Below are 15,761 nucleotides of genomic sequence, written 5' to 3' on the forward strand. Positions count from 1 at the left end.
CGGCTCCGTTGAGTGCGTGATATTTGCGCGTTTCACGGCCGCGAGAGCGCAAATATCACGCACTCAACGAAGCGGGTGGGTGGGGACGCACAAGGTGAGAGAGTCGGGATTTGTTGACAGCGTGAGCGGGAGACTGCCGGCCGGCTCGCCGTCCGCGTAGGCGACGAGGCCCGCCGGGGACTCCAGCCGGATCGTCGACGCGCGCAGCGTGGTGACGTCCGGCCGCCCGACGTGCTTGCCCGCCTTGATGAGGGCGTCGAACGCGAGCACCTTGAACCGGCCGACGGCGTGCACCAGGGTCACGTCCAGCAGCCCGTCCGCCGGGTCGGCGCCGGGGCAGATCGGCACGCCGCCGCCGTAGTACCGGGTCAGGCCGATCGCGAGCATGTACCCGTCCTGCTCGAACGCCGGTGCGCCCGCCGGGTGCAGCCGGTAGGCGAACCTCCGCAGCCGCAGCCACTCCAGGTAGACGGCGACCTTGTAGCGCGCCGGGCCCGTCGGCCAGGTCATGCGGTTCGTGCGCTCGTTCGTCAGCGAGTCCAGCCCCGCGCACAGCACCGTGACGAAGCGGCGCACCGTGCCGTCGTCGGCGGTGACGGTGCCCGTGTCGACACGACGGCGGGCGCCGTCGAGCGCGAGGTCAGCGGCGGCCGCGGCGTCGTCCAGCGGGATGCCGTGCTCGCGGGCGAGGTCGTTGCCCGTGCCGCCGGGGATCACCGCCAGCGGGACGCCGGACTCCAGCACGGGCGCCAGCACCGACGAGACGGTGCCGTCCCCGCCGGCCACCACGAGCACGTCGGGGCCCTCGTCGACCGCCCGCCTGCCGAGCGCGGCCGTCTCCTCCTCGCTGGCTCCCTGGTAGACCCGGACGTCGGCGCCCCGGGCCCGCAGCCGCTCGATCGCGACCTGCCCGCTGCCGGCGCCGACGCCGTGCCCCGAGGCGGGGTTCACGAGCACCGCGATGTGCCCGGCCCTGCCGGCCTGGTCAGTCATGGCCGAAACCTACCGGAGCCGGCGATCGACGAGGGCTCCCGGATTCATGATCCCGGCGGGGTCGAGCTCCGCCTGCACCGCGCGGAGCATGCGGAGACCCGTCGAGCCGATCTCGTGCTCCAGCCACGGCGCGTGGTCCGCGCCGACGCCGTGGTGGTGGCTGATGGTGCCCCCCGCCGCCATGATCGCGTCGTTCACCCGCGACTTCACCCGCTCCCACGGCTCGAGCGGATCGATGCCGAGCCCGGCGATGACCGTGAAGTAGAGCGAGGCGCCCGTCGGGTACACGTGGGAGATGTGGCAGAGGACGCGGTTCCGCGCCCGCTCCCCCGCGAACCCGTCGGCGAGCGCAGCGGTGACCGCCGTCTTGAGGGTGTGCAGGTTCGACCAGGTGGTGGCCGTCTCCAGCGTCTCGCAGAACACGCCGTGGGCCAGCAGCGCGTCGCGGAGGTAGGGCGCCTTGAACCGGCCGTGGTCCCAGGACGCGGCGAGCCTGGGATCAGCGAGCTCGCCCCCGGCGGCCCGCAGTACCCGCGCGGTCGCCTCGCGACGTTCCGCCGCCAGGTCGGCAGGCCCCTCGTGCAGGACGACGGCGGTACAACCCTTGGCCAGCGCCTTCCCGATATTGCCGACCTGGGCCAGGGACACCGCCGTCTCGTCCTCGTCGGACAGCCGGATCACCGTGGGCCCGGTGCCGAGCTGCGCGACGCCGCGCAGCGCGTCCGCGCCGGCGGCGAAGCTGCCGAAGGTCCACGCGTCGAACAGCCGGGCCTCGGGCGTCGGGTGGACGCGGAGCCGCACCTGGGTGATCACGCCGAAGGTCCCCTCCGAGCCGAGGAACCAGCGCATCAGGTCCGGCCCTGCGGCCGAGCCGGGCGCCCTGCCCAGGTCGAGCGTGCCCGTCGGCGTGACCACCCGTAGCCCGGTGACCATCGCGTCGAACCGTCCGTAGCCCGCGGAGTTCTGCCCGGAGGACCGCATGGCGGCGAACCCGCCGAGCGTCGCGAACTCGAAGCTCTGCGGAAAGTGGCCGAGCTCGAAGCCGCGCTCCGCCAGGAACGTCTCGGCGACGGGCGCCGTGGTCCCGGCCAGGAAGGTCGCCTCGTGGGCGAGCTCGTCGAGCGCCACCAGCCCCGAGAGCCGGTGCAGGTCCAGGCTGACCACTCCCCGGTGCGGCCCGGCGTGGGGCGTCAGACCGCCTGTCACCGCCGTGCCGCCGCCGAACGGCACCACCGCGAGGCCCCGCTCGCCCGCGACGGCCAGCACCGCCGCGACCTCGTCCTCGGTCGCGGGCAGCACGACGGCGCCCGGTGCCACCTGCACGGCCTGCCGCCGCCGGAGCAGGTCGGGCGTGGACTTGCCGCCCGCGTGCAGCAGCCGTACGTCGTGGCCGGCGTCGACGTGGTCGTCGCCGACCGCCTTGGCCAGCGCCGCCAGGTCGTCGTCGGCCAGGGGCGGCGTGCTGATCGTGACCTCGGCGAGGCGCGGCGCGGACGGCGCCTTCGGCAGGCGCCCGAGCACCGCGGCGAGCAGCAGCTTCACGCCGTTCGGGAGCCCGTGCGCACGAGCCGGGTCACCCCAGCCGTCCCAGCGCATGTAAGCGCGCCCGTGGTCCGGGCTCTCGTTGTCCGGCTGCGTGCTCACGCGTCCTCCGTGTGGTGGTGCAGTCATGTGGTGCGGCGGTCTGGCCTACCATCCTGACGCGCGTTACAGTTTGACACAAGATGACAATTCGTAACGATGGCCAAGGCGACGGAACCGACCGCACCGAGGAACGCCTGCTGCACCACGCCGCCGAGCTGGTCGCGACCCGCGGCATGCGCGGCCTGTCGATCACCGAGCTCGCCCGCGCCGCCGGCGTCTCGCGTCCGACGGTCTACCGCCGCTGGGAGTCCGCCGACGAGGTCCTGCGCGCCGTCATCGCCCACCGCATGCAGCTCGTGATCAACGCCGTCGGCCCGCAGGCAGCCGACCGCGCGGCGATCGTCGGCAAGGTGGTCCGGTTCGGGGACCTCTTCCATGCGGACACCCTGTTCGGGCGCCTCCTGAGCAACGAGCCGGAGGTCTTCACCCGCTACGCGTTCCAGCGGATCGGCCGGTCGCAGCGGGTGGTCCTCGAATGGCTCGCCGCTGCCATCGTGGCCGGTCAGCAGGGCGGCACCGTCCGGGCCGGGTCGGCCACGGACATGGCGGTGATGGTCCTCCTCATCTCCCAGTCCGCGCTGCTCTCGCACAAGACGGTCAGCACGGTCATCGACGACGACGCCCTGCGCACCGAGCTCGCGCACGCCCTGGACGGGTACCTCCGCCCCTGACCCGGACGCCGGGCACGCGGCGTCCCCGACCGGAAGCAGGACCGATGCAGAGCACCGCCCTCACCGCCCGGCGCCGTCGGCGGGAGCTGGACGAGCTCACCGCCGAGACCGTCGACCTGCTCGTCGTCGGCGGCGGCGTGACGGGCACCGGGGTGGCGCTGGACGCCGCGGCGCGCGGCCTGTCGGTGGCCCTCGTCGAGGCGCGCGACCTCGCCTGGGGCACCTCCCGGTGGAGCTCCAAGTTGGCGCACGGCGGGCTGCGGTACCTGGCCACCGGCGACGTCGGCGTGGCCCGCGAGAGCGCGCGCGAACGACACGTGCTGATGACCCGCACGGCGCCGCACCTGGTCCGGGCGCTGCCGCAGGTGCTCCCGCTGACCCCCGGCACGGGGCGCCGGCGCGGCCTCACCGTCGGCATCGGGTTCGGCCTCGGCGACCTGCTGCGCCGCGACGCCGGGACGTCGTCCCTGGTGCTGCCCGGACCGCGCCTCGCCCGGCCCGGCGAGGTCGCCCGGCTGGTGCCGGCGGTCGCGCGCGAGCGTCTGCACGGCGCGTGGATAGCCCACGACGGCCAGCTGGTCGACGACGCCCGGCTCGTCGTCGCGCTCGCCCGCACCGCGGCGGGGCGCGGGGCGAAGATCCTGACGCGGGTGAAGGCCATCAACCTGCGCGCGGACGGCGCGACGCTCGAGGACACCCTCACCGGCGCGTCCCTCACCGTGCGGGCCCGCGTGGTGGTGAACGCGACGGGCGTCTGGGCCGGCACCGTCGACCCGTCGGTGCGGCTCCGGCCGAGCCGCGGCACGCACGTGGTCGTCCCCGCCGCCCGGCTCGGCAACCCGACGGGCGCCCTCATGGTGCCGGTGCCCGGCTCCGGCTCGCGGTACGTGTTCGCGCTGCCCGCCCAGCTCGGGCGGGTGGTCGTCGGCCTCACCGACGAGGAGGCGCCCGGCCCCGTCCCGGACGTCCCGGTGGCCACGCAGGCCGAGATCGACTTCCTGCTGGAGACGGTGTCCGGTGTCCTGGTCCGCCCCCTGCTGCCCGACGACGTGGTGGGCACCTTCGCGGGGCTGCGTCCCCTTGTCGACACCGCCGGGTCGAGCGACGGCCCCTCCGCCGACGTATCCCGCAAGCATCTCGTGGAGGTGTCGCCGTCGACCGGCGCGGTGAACGTGCTGGGCGGCAAGCTCACCACGTACCGCACGATGGCCGAGGACGCGGTGGACCTGGCGGTCAAGCACGCCGGGCTCACCGCGGGGCCGTGCTGGACGACGGCGCTGCCGCTGGTCGGCGCGCCGTCGCTGGTGGGGCCAGGGGTCTCGACGGGCTCGACCAGCGGGACGGGCTCGACCTCCGGAGCGGGTGGCGGAGCGGGTGGCGGGCTGCCGGACTCGCTCGTCGCCCGGTACGGGACCGAGGCCGCGGAGGTGCTGGCCGCCGCCGTGCTGCCGGGTTCGGCGTCCGCCGTCGGACAGGGCATGACCGGTGCCGCGCACCTGGACATCACCCGTGCCGAGGTCGAGTGGGCGGTGACGCACGAGGGTGCGCTGGACGCCGACGACGTGCTGGACCGGCGCACGCGCATCGGGCTGGTCCCCGCGGACCGCGCGGCCGTGCGCGACGTCGTCGAGGAGCTGGTCGCGGACGCCCTGGCGCGGCTCTAGCCCGGCGGCGCGGGTATGTGCTCTCTTCGGTGGCGCGGGGTGCGGAGCACCGACAGCGACACCATGCAGGCGATGAACCCGAGCAGCCAGCCGCCGGGGATGTCGCTCAGCCAGTGGTAGTCCAGCCACGACATGAGGCCGCCTGCGACCGCGACGATGACGCCGACCACGGGGATCATCCTGCGCAGCCTGCTGACGCTCGGCCGGAGCCCGCCGTGGGCGTACAGCAGGCAGAGGATGAAGAAGCCGGTGAAGAACGTGTTCGACGCATGCCCGGACGGGAACGCCTGACCGCCGGCGTGCAGCACGTCCATGTTGTGGTGCGGGCCGGTGCGGCCCAGGCCGAACTTGGTGCCGTAGCCGATCAGCGCGATGGTCACGAGGCCTGCCAGCACGGCGAGCACGGGGGGCCGTCTGGCGAGCTGCCAGAACGAGCCGGGGCCACCCTGCTTCCAGGCGACGTAGAACGCGGTGCCACCCACCATGGGGATCGTGAACAGGCGGTCGCCGGTGATGTTGGCGACGACGTCGAGAAAGATCTTCTCCCAGCCCGTGGGGTGGTGCGCGTCCACGTAGTAGTGGAACTGCCAGTCCCAGGCGATGAACGGGCCGCGCACGACAACCTGCCAGATGAGGAAGGCGAAGACCACCGCCCCGATGCCTGCCGCGACCATCGAGCTGCGCCAGGTGGGAAGGGTCGACGGGTCCAGCGGAGCCTCGGTTGACGGTGACTCCACGCGCGTCCCACCCCTGCCTTCTGATTGCGCCATCGTGCCGATCCTACGGGTTTCAGGGTGAATGTTCGGTGCCAGGAAGGTGTCCAGCAGGCGCTGCGAGTAACGATCCCGGCACGTTCACGCCTGCCCCTGGATGACCGTATACCGCTCGCCAACGGTGGTGTCCCAGGCCAGGCGCATGCGGCCGGACGGCGCGGGCCCGACGGGAAGCGTCGCGACAGGTGCCCCCGAGGCGTCCCGGACCCCGACGGACGTGCCCAGCGTCACGTCAAGGATCACCCGGTGGCCGCCCGCCGTGACCGTCGCGCCGGTCAGCCGGCCGTCCCGCCAGGCGACGTCGACCACGTGCCCGCCGCGGCAGCGCAGCCCGCGCGCCCGGCCCGCGGACCAGGACGGCGGCAGGGTCGGCAGCAGGCTCACCGCGTCGTCGTGGCCCTGGACCAGGAGCTCGGCCATGCCCGCCGTGCCGCCGAGGTTGCCGTCGATCTGGAACACCCAGCCCTCGGGCAGCCATTCGGCCGGGTGCAGGTCCAGCAGCGACGCCGAGCTGAGGTCCTCGATCAGGATCGCGAGCGACCGCTCCGCGAGCGCCGGGTCCCGCAGGCGTGCGGCGAGGCACAGGATCCAGGCCTGGCTCCAGCCCGTGTAGCCCGACCCCTGGTCGAGCCGGAGCGTGAGGGCCATGCGCGCGGCCTCGAAGTGCTCGGGCGTGCGGGTCTCGGTGATGCGGGTGCCGGGGTACAGGCCGTACAGGTGCGACAGGTGGCGGTGGCCCGGCTCGCCCGGTATCCGCTCCGTCATGTACTCGAGCAGGTCCCCGCCCGGGCCCACCTGGACGGGGCGCAGCCGGTCCAGGGCGTCGCGCGCCCGGGCGGCGAGGTCGTCGTCCGACGCCCGGCCGGGCTCCGCGTGGGCGCCGCGCTCGGTGAGGGCGAGGTATCGGCCGAGCACCTCCGCGGCGAGCTCCTGGTCCATGGCGCAGCCCGCGTCGACCGCGTACTCCTGCCCGCCGACGACGAACGTGTGCTCAGGGGACGACGACGGGCTCACGACGAGCGTGCCCTCGCCGTCGGGGACCAGCATGTCGAGCGTGTGCTCGGCGGCCGCCCGGTGCACCGGGAGAGCCGCCGCGACGTCGGCCTCCGGGTGCGGCCCCGCGCCGAAGTCCAGGTGGTCGCCCAGGTGCGCGGCGAGCCAGGGCAGCGCGGACGGCCAGCTCGACCACTTGGGCTCGCCGGCGACGGGCGCGGTGAACTGCCACAGGTCGGTGTTGTGGTGCACCGCCGAGCCGCGGGTGCCGTAGAAGTCGCGCGCGGTGCGCCGTCCGGCGTCGGCGAGGTCGGTGACCAGGCCGAACAGGGGTTCCGCGAGGTCGGCCAGGCCGGTCGGCTCGGCCGGCCAGTAGGCCATGGGCAGGTTGACGTTGGTGGTCCAGTCGCAGCTCCAGGGCGGCGTCGGGTCGGCGTTCCAGATGCCCTGCAGGTTCAGGGGCTGCGTGCCTGGCCGGGAGCCCGCGATCAGCAGGTACCGCCCCAGGTGGAAGTACCGCTCGGCGGCTGCGGCGGCCGGGTCGCCCGAGGCCGAGAGGTCGAGGTCCGCCCGGTCGTAGTAGGACTGGTGGTCGAGCTCGTGCTCGGCACGCAGGTCGGTGGTGGTGCGCCGGCGCGCCGCCTCGACGCGGGCACCGGCCACGGCGGCCAGCGAGCCGACGTCGGCGCTCGGTCGCTCCGCAGGCCCCCGGAAGCCGGACTCCGCGGCGACGATCAGGCGGGCGCCGTCGTCGGTCTGCTCGACGCAGGCCACGAGGGCGAACCCCATCCCTGCGGGCACCGTCCCGTCGGCGTCCGGGGCGTCGTCGGCGTACCGCACGACCTCGTCGGGCCCGGGGGTGACGAGCACGGGCACCCGGCCGGTCACGACGGTCCACGCCGCGCCGTCCCGCACGTCCTGCCGGACGTCAAACGGATGCGCCCCCTCGACCCCGACCGTTGAGTGCTGGCTATTTGCGCCCTCAAGGCCCTCTTCAGGCGCAGATACCCCGCACTCAACGGCGGTGGCGACCAGGACCGCGGACGGGGCCGAGACGAAGACGTCCAGGCCCGGCCGTGGGGCGGGAGCGGCGTCAGGCGCCGCGTAGCGCACCGATGCCACGGCGCGGCGCAGGTCCAGGGTGCGCCGGTAGTCCGTGACGCGCTCCGGAACCGGGCCGTACGCCCAGGTCAGGCGGGCGAGCGGCTGGTACGACTGGACCCAGCGGTCCGAGAGGTTCGCGCGCGCCAACCGGTCGGCCTCCGCGTGGTCGCCCGCCGCGATCGCCTCGCGCAGCAGCACCACGGTCTCGGGATCGGGCGGGTCGACGACGGCGGTGTCCGGCCCACCTGACCACAGGGTGTCGAGGTTCAGGTCGAACACCTCGGAGCCGACGCCGCCCCGCAGCGCGGCCCCGAGCGTGCCGTTGCCCACGAGAAAGCTGTCGATGAACGTGCCCGAGGGCTCGTCCAGCTCGATCAGGTGCTGCCCGACGGCGTCGTCGCTGCTCATGTCGGCAGATCATGCCAGGTCGGACTTGCCAGGTCGCCTATGCCAGGTCGGACTTGCCAGGTCGCCCGTGCGAGGTCGCCCTTCCCTACGGACGACGCCGCACGGCCTACGCCGGCGGGGGCGCCGTGCTCTGCCGGACCAGGAGCGACACGGGGACCACCTCGTGCAGGTCCTCGGCGTCGCCGTCGTCCTCGATCTCCCCGGACCGCACCTGCTGCAGCAGCCGGGCCACGAGCCGCGTGCCGATCTCGTCGAAGTCCTGCGCCACCGTCGTCAGCGGCGGCCAGAGGTAGCCGGCCAGCAGGACGTCGTCGAACCCGACCACCGAGACGTCGCCCGGCACGGCACGCCCGGCCTCGTGCAGCGCCCGGAGCAGGCCGGCGGCCATCTCGTCGTTCGCGCAGAACACCGCGGTGACCTCCGGGTCGGCGGCGAGCCGCCGTCCGGCGTCGTACCCGGAGGCCGCCGTCCAGTCCCCCTCCACGAGCTCGGGAACCGGGCTGCCCGCGGCCACCAGCGTGTCCCGCCAGGCCTCGGCACGCAGCTGGGCGGGTATCGAGTCCGCAGGTCCCGCGACGTGGTGCACGGTGCGGTGCCCCAGGTCCAGCAGGTGTTGCGTCGCACTGCGGGCGCCGTCACCCTGGTCCGCGCCGACGGCGGGGTGGTGGCCGACGAACCGCGAGTCCGACACGACAACGGGCAGCCGTGGCGGCAGCGCCAGCGAGTCCGGCGTGGCGGTCTCGGCCCGGATGATCACCAGGCCGTCGATGGCCTGGTGCGAGAGCCGGGTCGCCGCGGCGGAGACGACGTCGGACGACGGGCTCTCGACGTCGATCAGCGTCACCGTGTAGCCCTCCCTGCGGGCCGCCTCGACGACCGCCTCGACCGTCCGGGACTCACCGGTCCGAGCGAGCCGGTGGGCGATCACACCGATCGTCCGGAAGCTGCCGTACCGCAGCGCCCGCGCCGCGGTGTTGGGCGCGTAGCCGAGCTGCGCCATCGCCGCCAGCACCTTGTCGCGCGTGACGGGGCGCACGTTGTCCAGACCCATCGACACGCGTGAAACGGTCTGCGTCGACACACCCGCCAGCGCGGCTACATCGGCCAGGGACGGACCTCTGCCCTCCACGGCATCCACCTCCTCGTGACGCACCGGCGCACCGGCGCGCATTTGACACCTCGGTAACTCACGAGCACCCTAGTCCGGGTCACCATGTTTACGTCAACACGACGCCATGCTGACCCCACTCGTGAAGGAGCGACTTCTCTTGACCACGCTCGCATCGCCTCCGGCCGTGCCCAAGAACGTGCCCAGGACCATGGGACGGATGCGACACCGCAACCGCTGGACCGGCTGGGGTTTCGTCGGTCCGTTCATGATCGTGTTCGCCCTGGTGTTCCTGGCGCCGATCGTCTACTCCCTCTACCTGAGCCTGTTCCAGACCAAGCTGGTGGGCGGCACGTCGTTCGTCGGGCTCGACAACTACGCCCGGGCGCTCAGTGACCCGCAGTTCTGGGACGGCGTCGGCCGCGTCACGCTGTTCCTCGCGGTCCAGGTACCCGTGATGCTCGGTATCTCGCTGCTCGTCGCCCTCGCGATCGACAGCGGCCGCCTGTACGGGCGCGACTTCTTCCGGCTCACGATCTTCCTGCCGTACGCGGTGCCCGGCGTCGTCGCCGCACTCATGTGGGGCTTCATGTACGGCGACCGGTTCGGCCTGGTCGGCAACGTCAACGACCTGCTCGGCACCGCCATCCCGGACCCGCTCGCCTCGGTCCTGGTGCTCCCCGCGATCGGCAACATCGTGACCTGGGAGTTCGTCGGCTACAACATGCTGATCTTCTACTCGGCGCTGCGCGTCGTGCCGGCCTCCCTCTACGAGGCGGCGGAGATCGACGGCGCGGGCCCGTGGCGGGTGATCTCCGCGATCAAGCTCCCCGCGATCCGCGGCGCCCTCGTCGTGGCGACCATCTTCTCGATCATCGGCTCCTTCCAGCTCTTCAACGAGCCGAGCATCCTGCAGGCGCTGTCGCCGAACTACATCTCGACGCACTACACCCCCAACCTGTACGCCTACTCGCTGTCCTTCTCCGGCCAGCAGTACAACTACTCGGCCACGGTGGCGATCATCATGGGCGTGCTCACGATGCTCGTGGCCTACGTGGTGCAGCTGCGCGGCATGCGCAAGGAGGCCTGAGCCATGAGCACCAACACCCTGCTGACCGCGCCCACCGTGCGGAAGCCCCGGCCGCGTCCGCGCATCAGGAGCCGTCGCAGCTCGCACGCCCGGCCGACGCGCAGCATCCTCCTCACCGTCCTGACCGCGCTCGTGGGCATCTACGCCCTGATCCCGCTGGTCTGGCTGCTGATCAACGCGACGAAGACGCAGCCGGACCTGTTCAGCTCGTTCGGCCTGTGGTTCAGCGGCGACTTCGCGCTCTGGGACAACCTGGTCGGCGTCGTCACGTACGACGACGGCGTGTTCGGCCGCTGGTTCCTCAACACCCTGATGTACGTGGTGCTGGGCGCCGGCGGCGCGACCCTGCTGGCCCTGCTCGGCGGCTACGGCCTCGCCAAGTTCAACTTCCCGGGCAAGCGCGCGGTGTTCGCGACCGTGATCGGCGCAGTGGCCGTGCCGGGCACCGCCCTGGCCGTGCCCACGTTCCTCATGTTTGCGAACATGGGCCTGACCAACACGCCCTGGTCCGTGATCATCCCGTCGCTCATCTCGCCGTTCGGGCTCTACCTCATGTGGACGTTCGCCGCCGACGCGGTGCCGGACGAGATCATGGAGGCCGCCCGGATCGACGGCGCCAGCGAGGCCCGCACCTTCTTCCAGGTGGCCCTGCCCATGCTGGCCCCCGGCATCGTGACGGTGCTGCTGTTCACCGTCGTCGCGACCTGGAACAACTACTTCCTCCCGCTGATCATGCTGCGCAACCCGGACTGGTACCCCCTGACCCTGGGCCTGAACGCGTGGAACCAGCAGGCCACCACCGCGGGCGGCGAGGCCATCTTCAACCTCGTCATCGCCGGCTCGCTCCTCACGATCCTGCCGCTCATCGCGGTCTTCCTGCTCCTGCAGCGCTACTGGCAGTCGGGTCTCGCCGCCGGCAGCGTCAAGGAGTGAGCATCCCCCGCACGGCCATCCCCGCACGGGCACCCCGCAAGACCACAGAGACTCCGTTCGACTGACGATGATGTGAGAGGAACCACCATGACCATCCGCCACCACCGCGCAGTAGGTGCGCTCGCCGCCGCGAGCGCCCTGGCGCTCACCCTTACCGCGTGCGGGTCTGGGTCCGCCGGCGGCGACGCCCCTGCTGAGGAGGTGTCCGCCGAGGACATCTCCGCGGCGCTCGAGGAGGGCGGCGACCTGCTGGTCTGGGCATGGGAGCCCACGCTGGACAAGGTCGTCGAGGACTTCGAGGCCAAGTACCCCAACGTGAACGTCGAGATGGCGAACGTCGGCACCGGCAACGACCACTACGTCGCCCTGCAGAACGCGATCAGCGCGGGCTCCGGCGTCCCCGACGTCACGCAGATGGAGTACTACGCACTGCCGCAGTTCTCCATCGGCGAGTCGCTGGCCGACCTCGCGCCCTTCGGCGCGAGCGAGCTGGAGAGCACCTACTCCCCCGGTCCGTGGGGTGCGGTGACCAGCGATGACGCCGTGTACGGCCTGCCGATGGACTCGGGCCCCATGGCGCTGTTCTACAACGCCAAGACGTTCGAGGCCGCCGGCGTCGAGGTGCCGGCCACGTGGGACGAGTTCGCCGACGCCGCGAAGAAGATCCACGACTACGACTCGAACACGTACATCACGTCGGACAGCGGCGACGCCGGGTTCGCGACGTCGATGATCTGGCAGGCCGGCGGTCACCCGTTCAAGGTGGACGGCACGAACGTCACGGTGGACCTCGCCGACGAGGGTTCGGCCAAGTGGGCCGACACGTGGCAGGGGCTCATCGACGACGGCCTCCTCTCCGACGTCCCCGGCTGGTCCGACGAGTGGTTCCAGGGCCTGGGCAACGGCGAGATCGCCGCGCTCGTGACGGGTGCCTGGATGCCCGCGAACCTCGAGTCCGCCGCCGCCCCGGCGTCGGGTGACTGGCGCGTGGCCCCCATGCCGCAGTGGACCGAGGGCGAGAACGCGACCGCCGAGAACGGCGGCTCCGCGCTGTCCGTCACGGAGGCGAGCGAGAAGAAGGCCCTGGCCTACGGCTTCCTGGAGTACGCGAACGCGGGCGACGGCGTCGCCACGCGTCTCGAGGGCGGCAACTTCCCGGCCACGGTCGCGGACCTGAACGACCCCGAGTTCCTCGCCGTCGAGTCCGAGTACTTCGGCGGGCAGAAGATCAACGAGGTGCTCTCCGCCTCCGCCCAGGGTGTCGTGCCCGGCTGGCAGTACCTGCCGTACCAGGTCTACGCGAACAGCGTGTTCCCGGACACGGCCGGCCAGGCCTACACCGGCTCGACGTCGCTGGCCGACGGCCTGAACGCCTGGCAGAAGTCGATCGTCAGCTACGGCAACGAGCAGGGCTTCACCGTCAGCGAGTAGCTCTCCGGCTGAACCAGAACGCCGAAGTAGAGCGCCTGTCCCCCCTTTTCGATGAGGCTCGCCACGTGCGAGAGCGGGACAGGCGCTCTACTTCGGCGAGCCGCCACATCACCCCCAGAGGAAATCGCATATGGCCATGTTCGAGATCGGACCCGAGGACTTCCTGCTCGACGGCGAGCGGATGCAGGTCGTCAGTGGCGCACTGCACTACTTCCGCGTCCACCCCGACCAGTGGGCCGACCGGATCCACAAGGCCCGGCTGATGGGCCTGAACACCATCGAGACGTACGTCCCCTGGAACTTCCACGCGCCGGTACCCGGGGTCTTCGACCTGGACGGACGGCGCGACCTGGGCCGGTTCCTCGATCTGGTGGCAGCGGAGGGCCTGCACGCGATAGTGCGACCGGGCCCCTACATCTGCGCGGAGTGGGACGGCGGGGGCCTGCCGGCCTGGCTGCTGGCGGACCCCGCCGTCGGCGTGCGCCGGCACGAGCCGGGCTTCCTCGACGCGATCGGCAAGTACTACGCGAGCCTGCTGCCGCTCGTCGCCGAGCGTCAGGTGACGCGCGGCGGACCGGTGCTCATGGTGCAGATCGAGAACGAGTACGGCGCCTACGGCGACGACCCCCTGCCGGAGCGGCAGAAGTACCTGCGCGCGCTCGTGGACCTGACGCGCGACCAGGGCATCGACGTCCCGCTGTTCACCTGCGACCAGGCGAACGACGAGATGCTGGCGCGCGGCGGCCTGCCGGAGCTGCACAAGACCGCGACGTTCGGGTCACGCACCACCGAGCGGTTCGAGGTGCTGCGCAGGCACCAGCCCACCGGGCCGCTGATGTGCATGGAGTTCTGGAACGGCTGGTTCGACTCCTGGGGGCTGGAGCACCACCTGGCGCCCGCCGAGGCGAACGCCGCCGACCTGGACGACCTGCTCAGGGCCGGCGGATCCGTCAACCTGTACATGTTCCACGGCGGCACCAACTTCGGGCTCACGAGCGGCGCCAACGACAAGGGCATCTACCGGCCCATCGCGACGTCGTACGACTACGACGCACCCCTCGCGGAGGACGGCAGCCCCACGGCGAAGTACTGGGCGATGCGCGACGTGATCGCGCGGCACCTGCCCGTGGCGTCGGCCGAGGAGCTGGGCCGGGACGCGGAGACCGGGACGGCGCCGGTGCTCGACGTGGCGCTCACCGCGCACGTGACGCTCCCCGACATCCTGCCCGGCCTGCTCCGCGAGGAGCCGCGCGCGTTCCCGCACGTGCCGAGCACCGACGACCTGGAGCTGTGGTCGGGCTTCGCGGTCTACCGCACCGGCCTCCGGGCCGACGACGCGGTGCTGAGCGTCGGCGAGATCCGCGACCGCGCGGTCGTGCTGGTCGACGGCGAGCAGGTGGGCGTGCTCGACCGCGGGTCGCACACGTTCGCCGTCGCGCTCCCGGCGCGCGCGGGCGAGCTGACGCTGCTGGTCGAGGACCAGGGGCGGGTCAACTACGGGCCGCGGATCGGCGAGCCCAAGGGAATCATCGGGCCGGTACGCACGGCCGTGCGGACCCTGGACGAGTGGCAGGCGGCCGCGCTGCGCGTCGAGGACGCCCCGGAGCTGCTGCGGGCGGCGCTGGACGCCGCGACGGACGGCGGGGCCGACGGCGCGGCGGTAGCGGGCCTGCACCGCGGCACGTTCGACTCGGTGGCCGGCGCCGACCACTTCCTGCGCCTCGACGGCTGGACCAAGGGCCTGGCGTGGGTCAACGGGGAGCTGCTGGGCCGCTACTGGAGCCTCGGCCCCACGCACACGCTGTACGTCCCGGGCCCGCTGGTCCGCAAGCAGGGCAACGAGCTGGTCCTCCTGGAGCTGCACGGCGCGGCCACCAGGCGCGCGTCCTTCGTGGGCGCTCCGGACCTGGGCGTCACGGAGCAGTAGAGCCGGCGTCGAGGTCCGCGAAGTAGAGCGCTTGTCCGAGTCTCCCTGGCGACACCAGGGAGACTCGGACAAGCGCTCTACTTCGCGGACCTCACGGCTCAGCCCTTGACCGAGCCGAGCATCACCCCCGAGACGAAGTACCGCTGCACGAACGGGTAGACGCACAGGATCGGGACGATCGTCAGGATCATCGTCACGGACTGGATGTTCGCGTTGATGGCCGCGGTCGTCGTCCCCGCGGCCGCCGCCCCCTCCGACGCCGTCGTGGACGCACCCGCGATGAGGTTGCGCAGGAAGAGCGTGACCGGGAAGAGCTCCTGCTTGTCGAGGTAGAGGAACGCCGCGAACCAGTCGTTCCAGTACGCGACCGAGTAGAACAGGACCATCGTCGCGATGACGGGCTTGGACAGCGGCAGGACGATCCGGCGGAAGATGCCGAACCAGCCCAGCCCGTCGATCTGCGCGGCCTCCTCGAGCTCCCGGGGCAGGCTCTCGAAGAACGCCTTCATCACCAGCAGGTTGAACACCGAGATCGCCCCCGGCAGGATCACCGCCCACATGGTGTTCTTCATGCCGAGGGCCGAGATCAGCACGTAGTTCGGCACGATGCCGCCGTTGAAGAACATCGTGAAGACGGCGATCCCGATCAGCACGTTCCGGCCCCGCAGGTGCGGCTTGGAGATCGCGTACGCGAACGTCGTCGTCAGGACCATCGCGATGGTGGTCCCGAGGAACGTGTACAGGACGGTGTTGCCGTACGCGTTCCAGAACGTCCCGTTCTGCGCGACGGCCCCGTAGGTGTCGAGGTTGAACCCGACCGGCCACACGCTGACCAGGCCGGCCTTGATCGCGCCGGGGCTGGAGAACGACTGGGCGAGCACGGTGACGAACGGATAGAGCATCACCGCGCACACCAGCAGCAGCACCACCGTGTTGATCGCCGTGAAGGCCCGGTAGCCCCTGGTGTCGCGCGGTCCGATCGACACGCCCGAGCCCGCCGAGACGGACCGCACGGTCATGGC

General features: G+C 72.1%; 12 protein-coding genes. 6 read left to right on the top strand and 6 right to left on the bottom strand.

The features are described from left to right. Window positions 1-63 precede the first annotated feature (63 nt). Window positions 64-993, bottom strand: a complete 930-nt coding sequence (locus ACFO6V_RS10430; RefSeq protein WP_377134946.1) for a diacylglycerol kinase family protein — start codon at window positions 991-993, stop codon at window positions 64-66. A 9-nt stretch (window positions 994-1,002) separates the two neighbouring features. Next, window positions 1,003-2,637 (bottom strand): FAD-binding oxidoreductase, encoded by a 1,635-nt coding sequence (locus tag ACFO6V_RS10435; RefSeq protein WP_377134948.1) that lies wholly within the window; start codon window positions 2,635-2,637, stop codon window positions 1,003-1,005. A gap of 80 nt (window positions 2,638-2,717) precedes the next feature. Between ACFO6V_RS10435 and ACFO6V_RS10440 the strand changes: the two genes are divergently transcribed. Together ACFO6V_RS10440 and ACFO6V_RS10445 are read left to right on the top strand one after the other, a co-directional pair. Beyond that, a complete protein-coding gene (locus ACFO6V_RS10440) occupies window positions 2,718-3,308 on the top strand; it encodes a TetR/AcrR family transcriptional regulator (RefSeq protein ID WP_377134950.1) in 591 nt (196 codons plus the stop codon). A gap of 44 nt (window positions 3,309-3,352) precedes the next feature. Continuing rightward, a complete protein-coding gene (locus tag ACFO6V_RS10445) occupies window positions 3,353-4,972 on the top strand; it encodes a glycerol-3-phosphate dehydrogenase/oxidase (RefSeq protein ID WP_377134952.1) in 1,620 nt (539 codons plus the stop codon). Here ACFO6V_RS10445 and ACFO6V_RS10450 read toward each other — a convergent pair. The 3 genes from ACFO6V_RS10450 to ACFO6V_RS10460 all read right to left on the bottom strand — a co-directional run bounded on the left by ACFO6V_RS10450 (window position 4,969) and on the right by ACFO6V_RS10460 (window position 9,421). Then, a complete protein-coding gene (locus tag ACFO6V_RS10450) occupies window positions 4,969-5,709 on the bottom strand; it encodes a phosphatase PAP2 family protein (RefSeq protein WP_377134954.1) in 741 nt (246 codons plus the stop codon). The genes ACFO6V_RS10445 and ACFO6V_RS10450 overlap by 4 nt on opposite strands. A gap of 117 nt (window positions 5,710-5,826) precedes the next feature. Then, window positions 5,827-8,250: a glycosyl hydrolase family 95 catalytic domain-containing protein gene (locus ACFO6V_RS10455; protein ID WP_377134956.1), complete on the bottom strand. Its 2,424-nt coding sequence runs from the start codon at window positions 8,248-8,250 to the stop codon at window positions 5,827-5,829. A gap of 106 nt (window positions 8,251-8,356) precedes the next feature. After that, window positions 8,357-9,421: a LacI family DNA-binding transcriptional regulator gene (locus tag ACFO6V_RS10460; RefSeq protein WP_377134958.1), complete on the bottom strand. Its 1,065-nt coding sequence runs from the start codon at window positions 9,419-9,421 to the stop codon at window positions 8,357-8,359. A gap of 97 nt (window positions 9,422-9,518) precedes the next feature. On the opposite strand from ACFO6V_RS10460, the gene ACFO6V_RS10465 reads away from it, so the two are divergent. The 4 genes from ACFO6V_RS10465 to ACFO6V_RS10480 all read left to right on the top strand — a co-directional run bounded on the left by ACFO6V_RS10465 (window position 9,519) and on the right by ACFO6V_RS10480 (window position 14,739). Further along, window positions 9,519-10,448, top strand: a complete 930-nt coding sequence (locus ACFO6V_RS10465; RefSeq protein ID WP_377134960.1) for a carbohydrate ABC transporter permease — start codon at window positions 9,519-9,521, stop codon at window positions 10,446-10,448. A gap of 3 nt (window positions 10,449-10,451) precedes the next feature. Then, a complete protein-coding gene (locus ACFO6V_RS10470; RefSeq protein WP_357510078.1) occupies window positions 10,452-11,381 on the top strand; it encodes a carbohydrate ABC transporter permease in 930 nt (309 codons plus the stop codon). A gap of 87 nt (window positions 11,382-11,468) precedes the next feature. Next, complete coding sequence (locus ACFO6V_RS10475; RefSeq protein ID WP_377134963.1) at window positions 11,469-12,812, top strand: ABC transporter substrate-binding protein; 1,344 nt, start codon at window positions 11,469-11,471, stop codon at window positions 12,810-12,812. A 130-nt stretch (window positions 12,813-12,942) separates the two neighbouring features. Continuing rightward, the gene (locus tag ACFO6V_RS10480; protein ID WP_377134965.1) at window positions 12,943-14,739 is read left to right on the top strand and encodes a glycoside hydrolase family 35 protein; all 1,797 of its coding nucleotides are present in this window, start codon (window positions 12,943-12,945) and stop codon (window positions 14,737-14,739) included. A 98-nt stretch (window positions 14,740-14,837) separates the two neighbouring features. Here ACFO6V_RS10480 and ACFO6V_RS10485 read toward each other — a convergent pair whose 3' ends face one another. Continuing rightward, complete coding sequence (locus ACFO6V_RS10485) at window positions 14,838-15,758, bottom strand: carbohydrate ABC transporter permease (RefSeq protein WP_377135211.1); 921 nt, start codon at window positions 15,756-15,758, stop codon at window positions 14,838-14,840. Between the last annotated feature and the right edge of the window lie 3 nt (window positions 15,759-15,761).

This window comes from Promicromonospora alba (genome assembly GCF_042654905.1).
In the GTDB taxonomy this organism is placed as follows: Bacteria; Actinomycetota; Actinomycetes; order Actinomycetales; family Cellulomonadaceae; genus Promicromonospora; species Promicromonospora alba.

What these genes read in the sequence shown, in the direction of transcription:
- ACFO6V_RS10430 (WP_377134946.1), bottom strand. Translation starts at nt 993, where the DNA reads ATGACTGACCAGGCCGGCAGGGCCGGGCACATCGCGGTGCTCGTGAAC.
- ACFO6V_RS10440 (WP_377134950.1), top strand. Translation starts at nt 2,718, where the DNA reads ATGACAATTCGTAACGATGGCCAAGGCGACGGAACCGACCGCACCGAG.
- ACFO6V_RS10445 (WP_377134952.1), top strand. Translation starts at nt 3,353, where the DNA reads ATGCAGAGCACCGCCCTCACCGCCCGGCGCCGTCGGCGGGAGCTGGAC.
- ACFO6V_RS10455 (WP_377134956.1), bottom strand. Translation starts at nt 8,250, where the DNA reads ATGAGCAGCGACGACGCCGTCGGGCAGCACCTGATCGAGCTGGACGAG.
- ACFO6V_RS10460 (WP_377134958.1), bottom strand. Translation starts at nt 9,421, where the DNA reads ATGCGCGCCGGTGCGCCGGTGCGTCACGAGGAGGTGGATGCCGTGGAG.
- ACFO6V_RS10470 (WP_357510078.1), top strand. Translation starts at nt 10,452, where the DNA reads ATGAGCACCAACACCCTGCTGACCGCGCCCACCGTGCGGAAGCCCCGG.
- ACFO6V_RS10475 (WP_377134963.1), top strand. Translation starts at nt 11,469, where the DNA reads ATGACCATCCGCCACCACCGCGCAGTAGGTGCGCTCGCCGCCGCGAGC.
- ACFO6V_RS10480 (WP_377134965.1), top strand. Translation starts at nt 12,943, where the DNA reads ATGGCCATGTTCGAGATCGGACCCGAGGACTTCCTGCTCGACGGCGAG.
- ACFO6V_RS10485 (WP_377135211.1), bottom strand. Translation starts at nt 15,758, where the DNA reads ATGACCGTGCGGTCCGTCTCGGCGGGCTCGGGCGTGTCGATCGGACCG.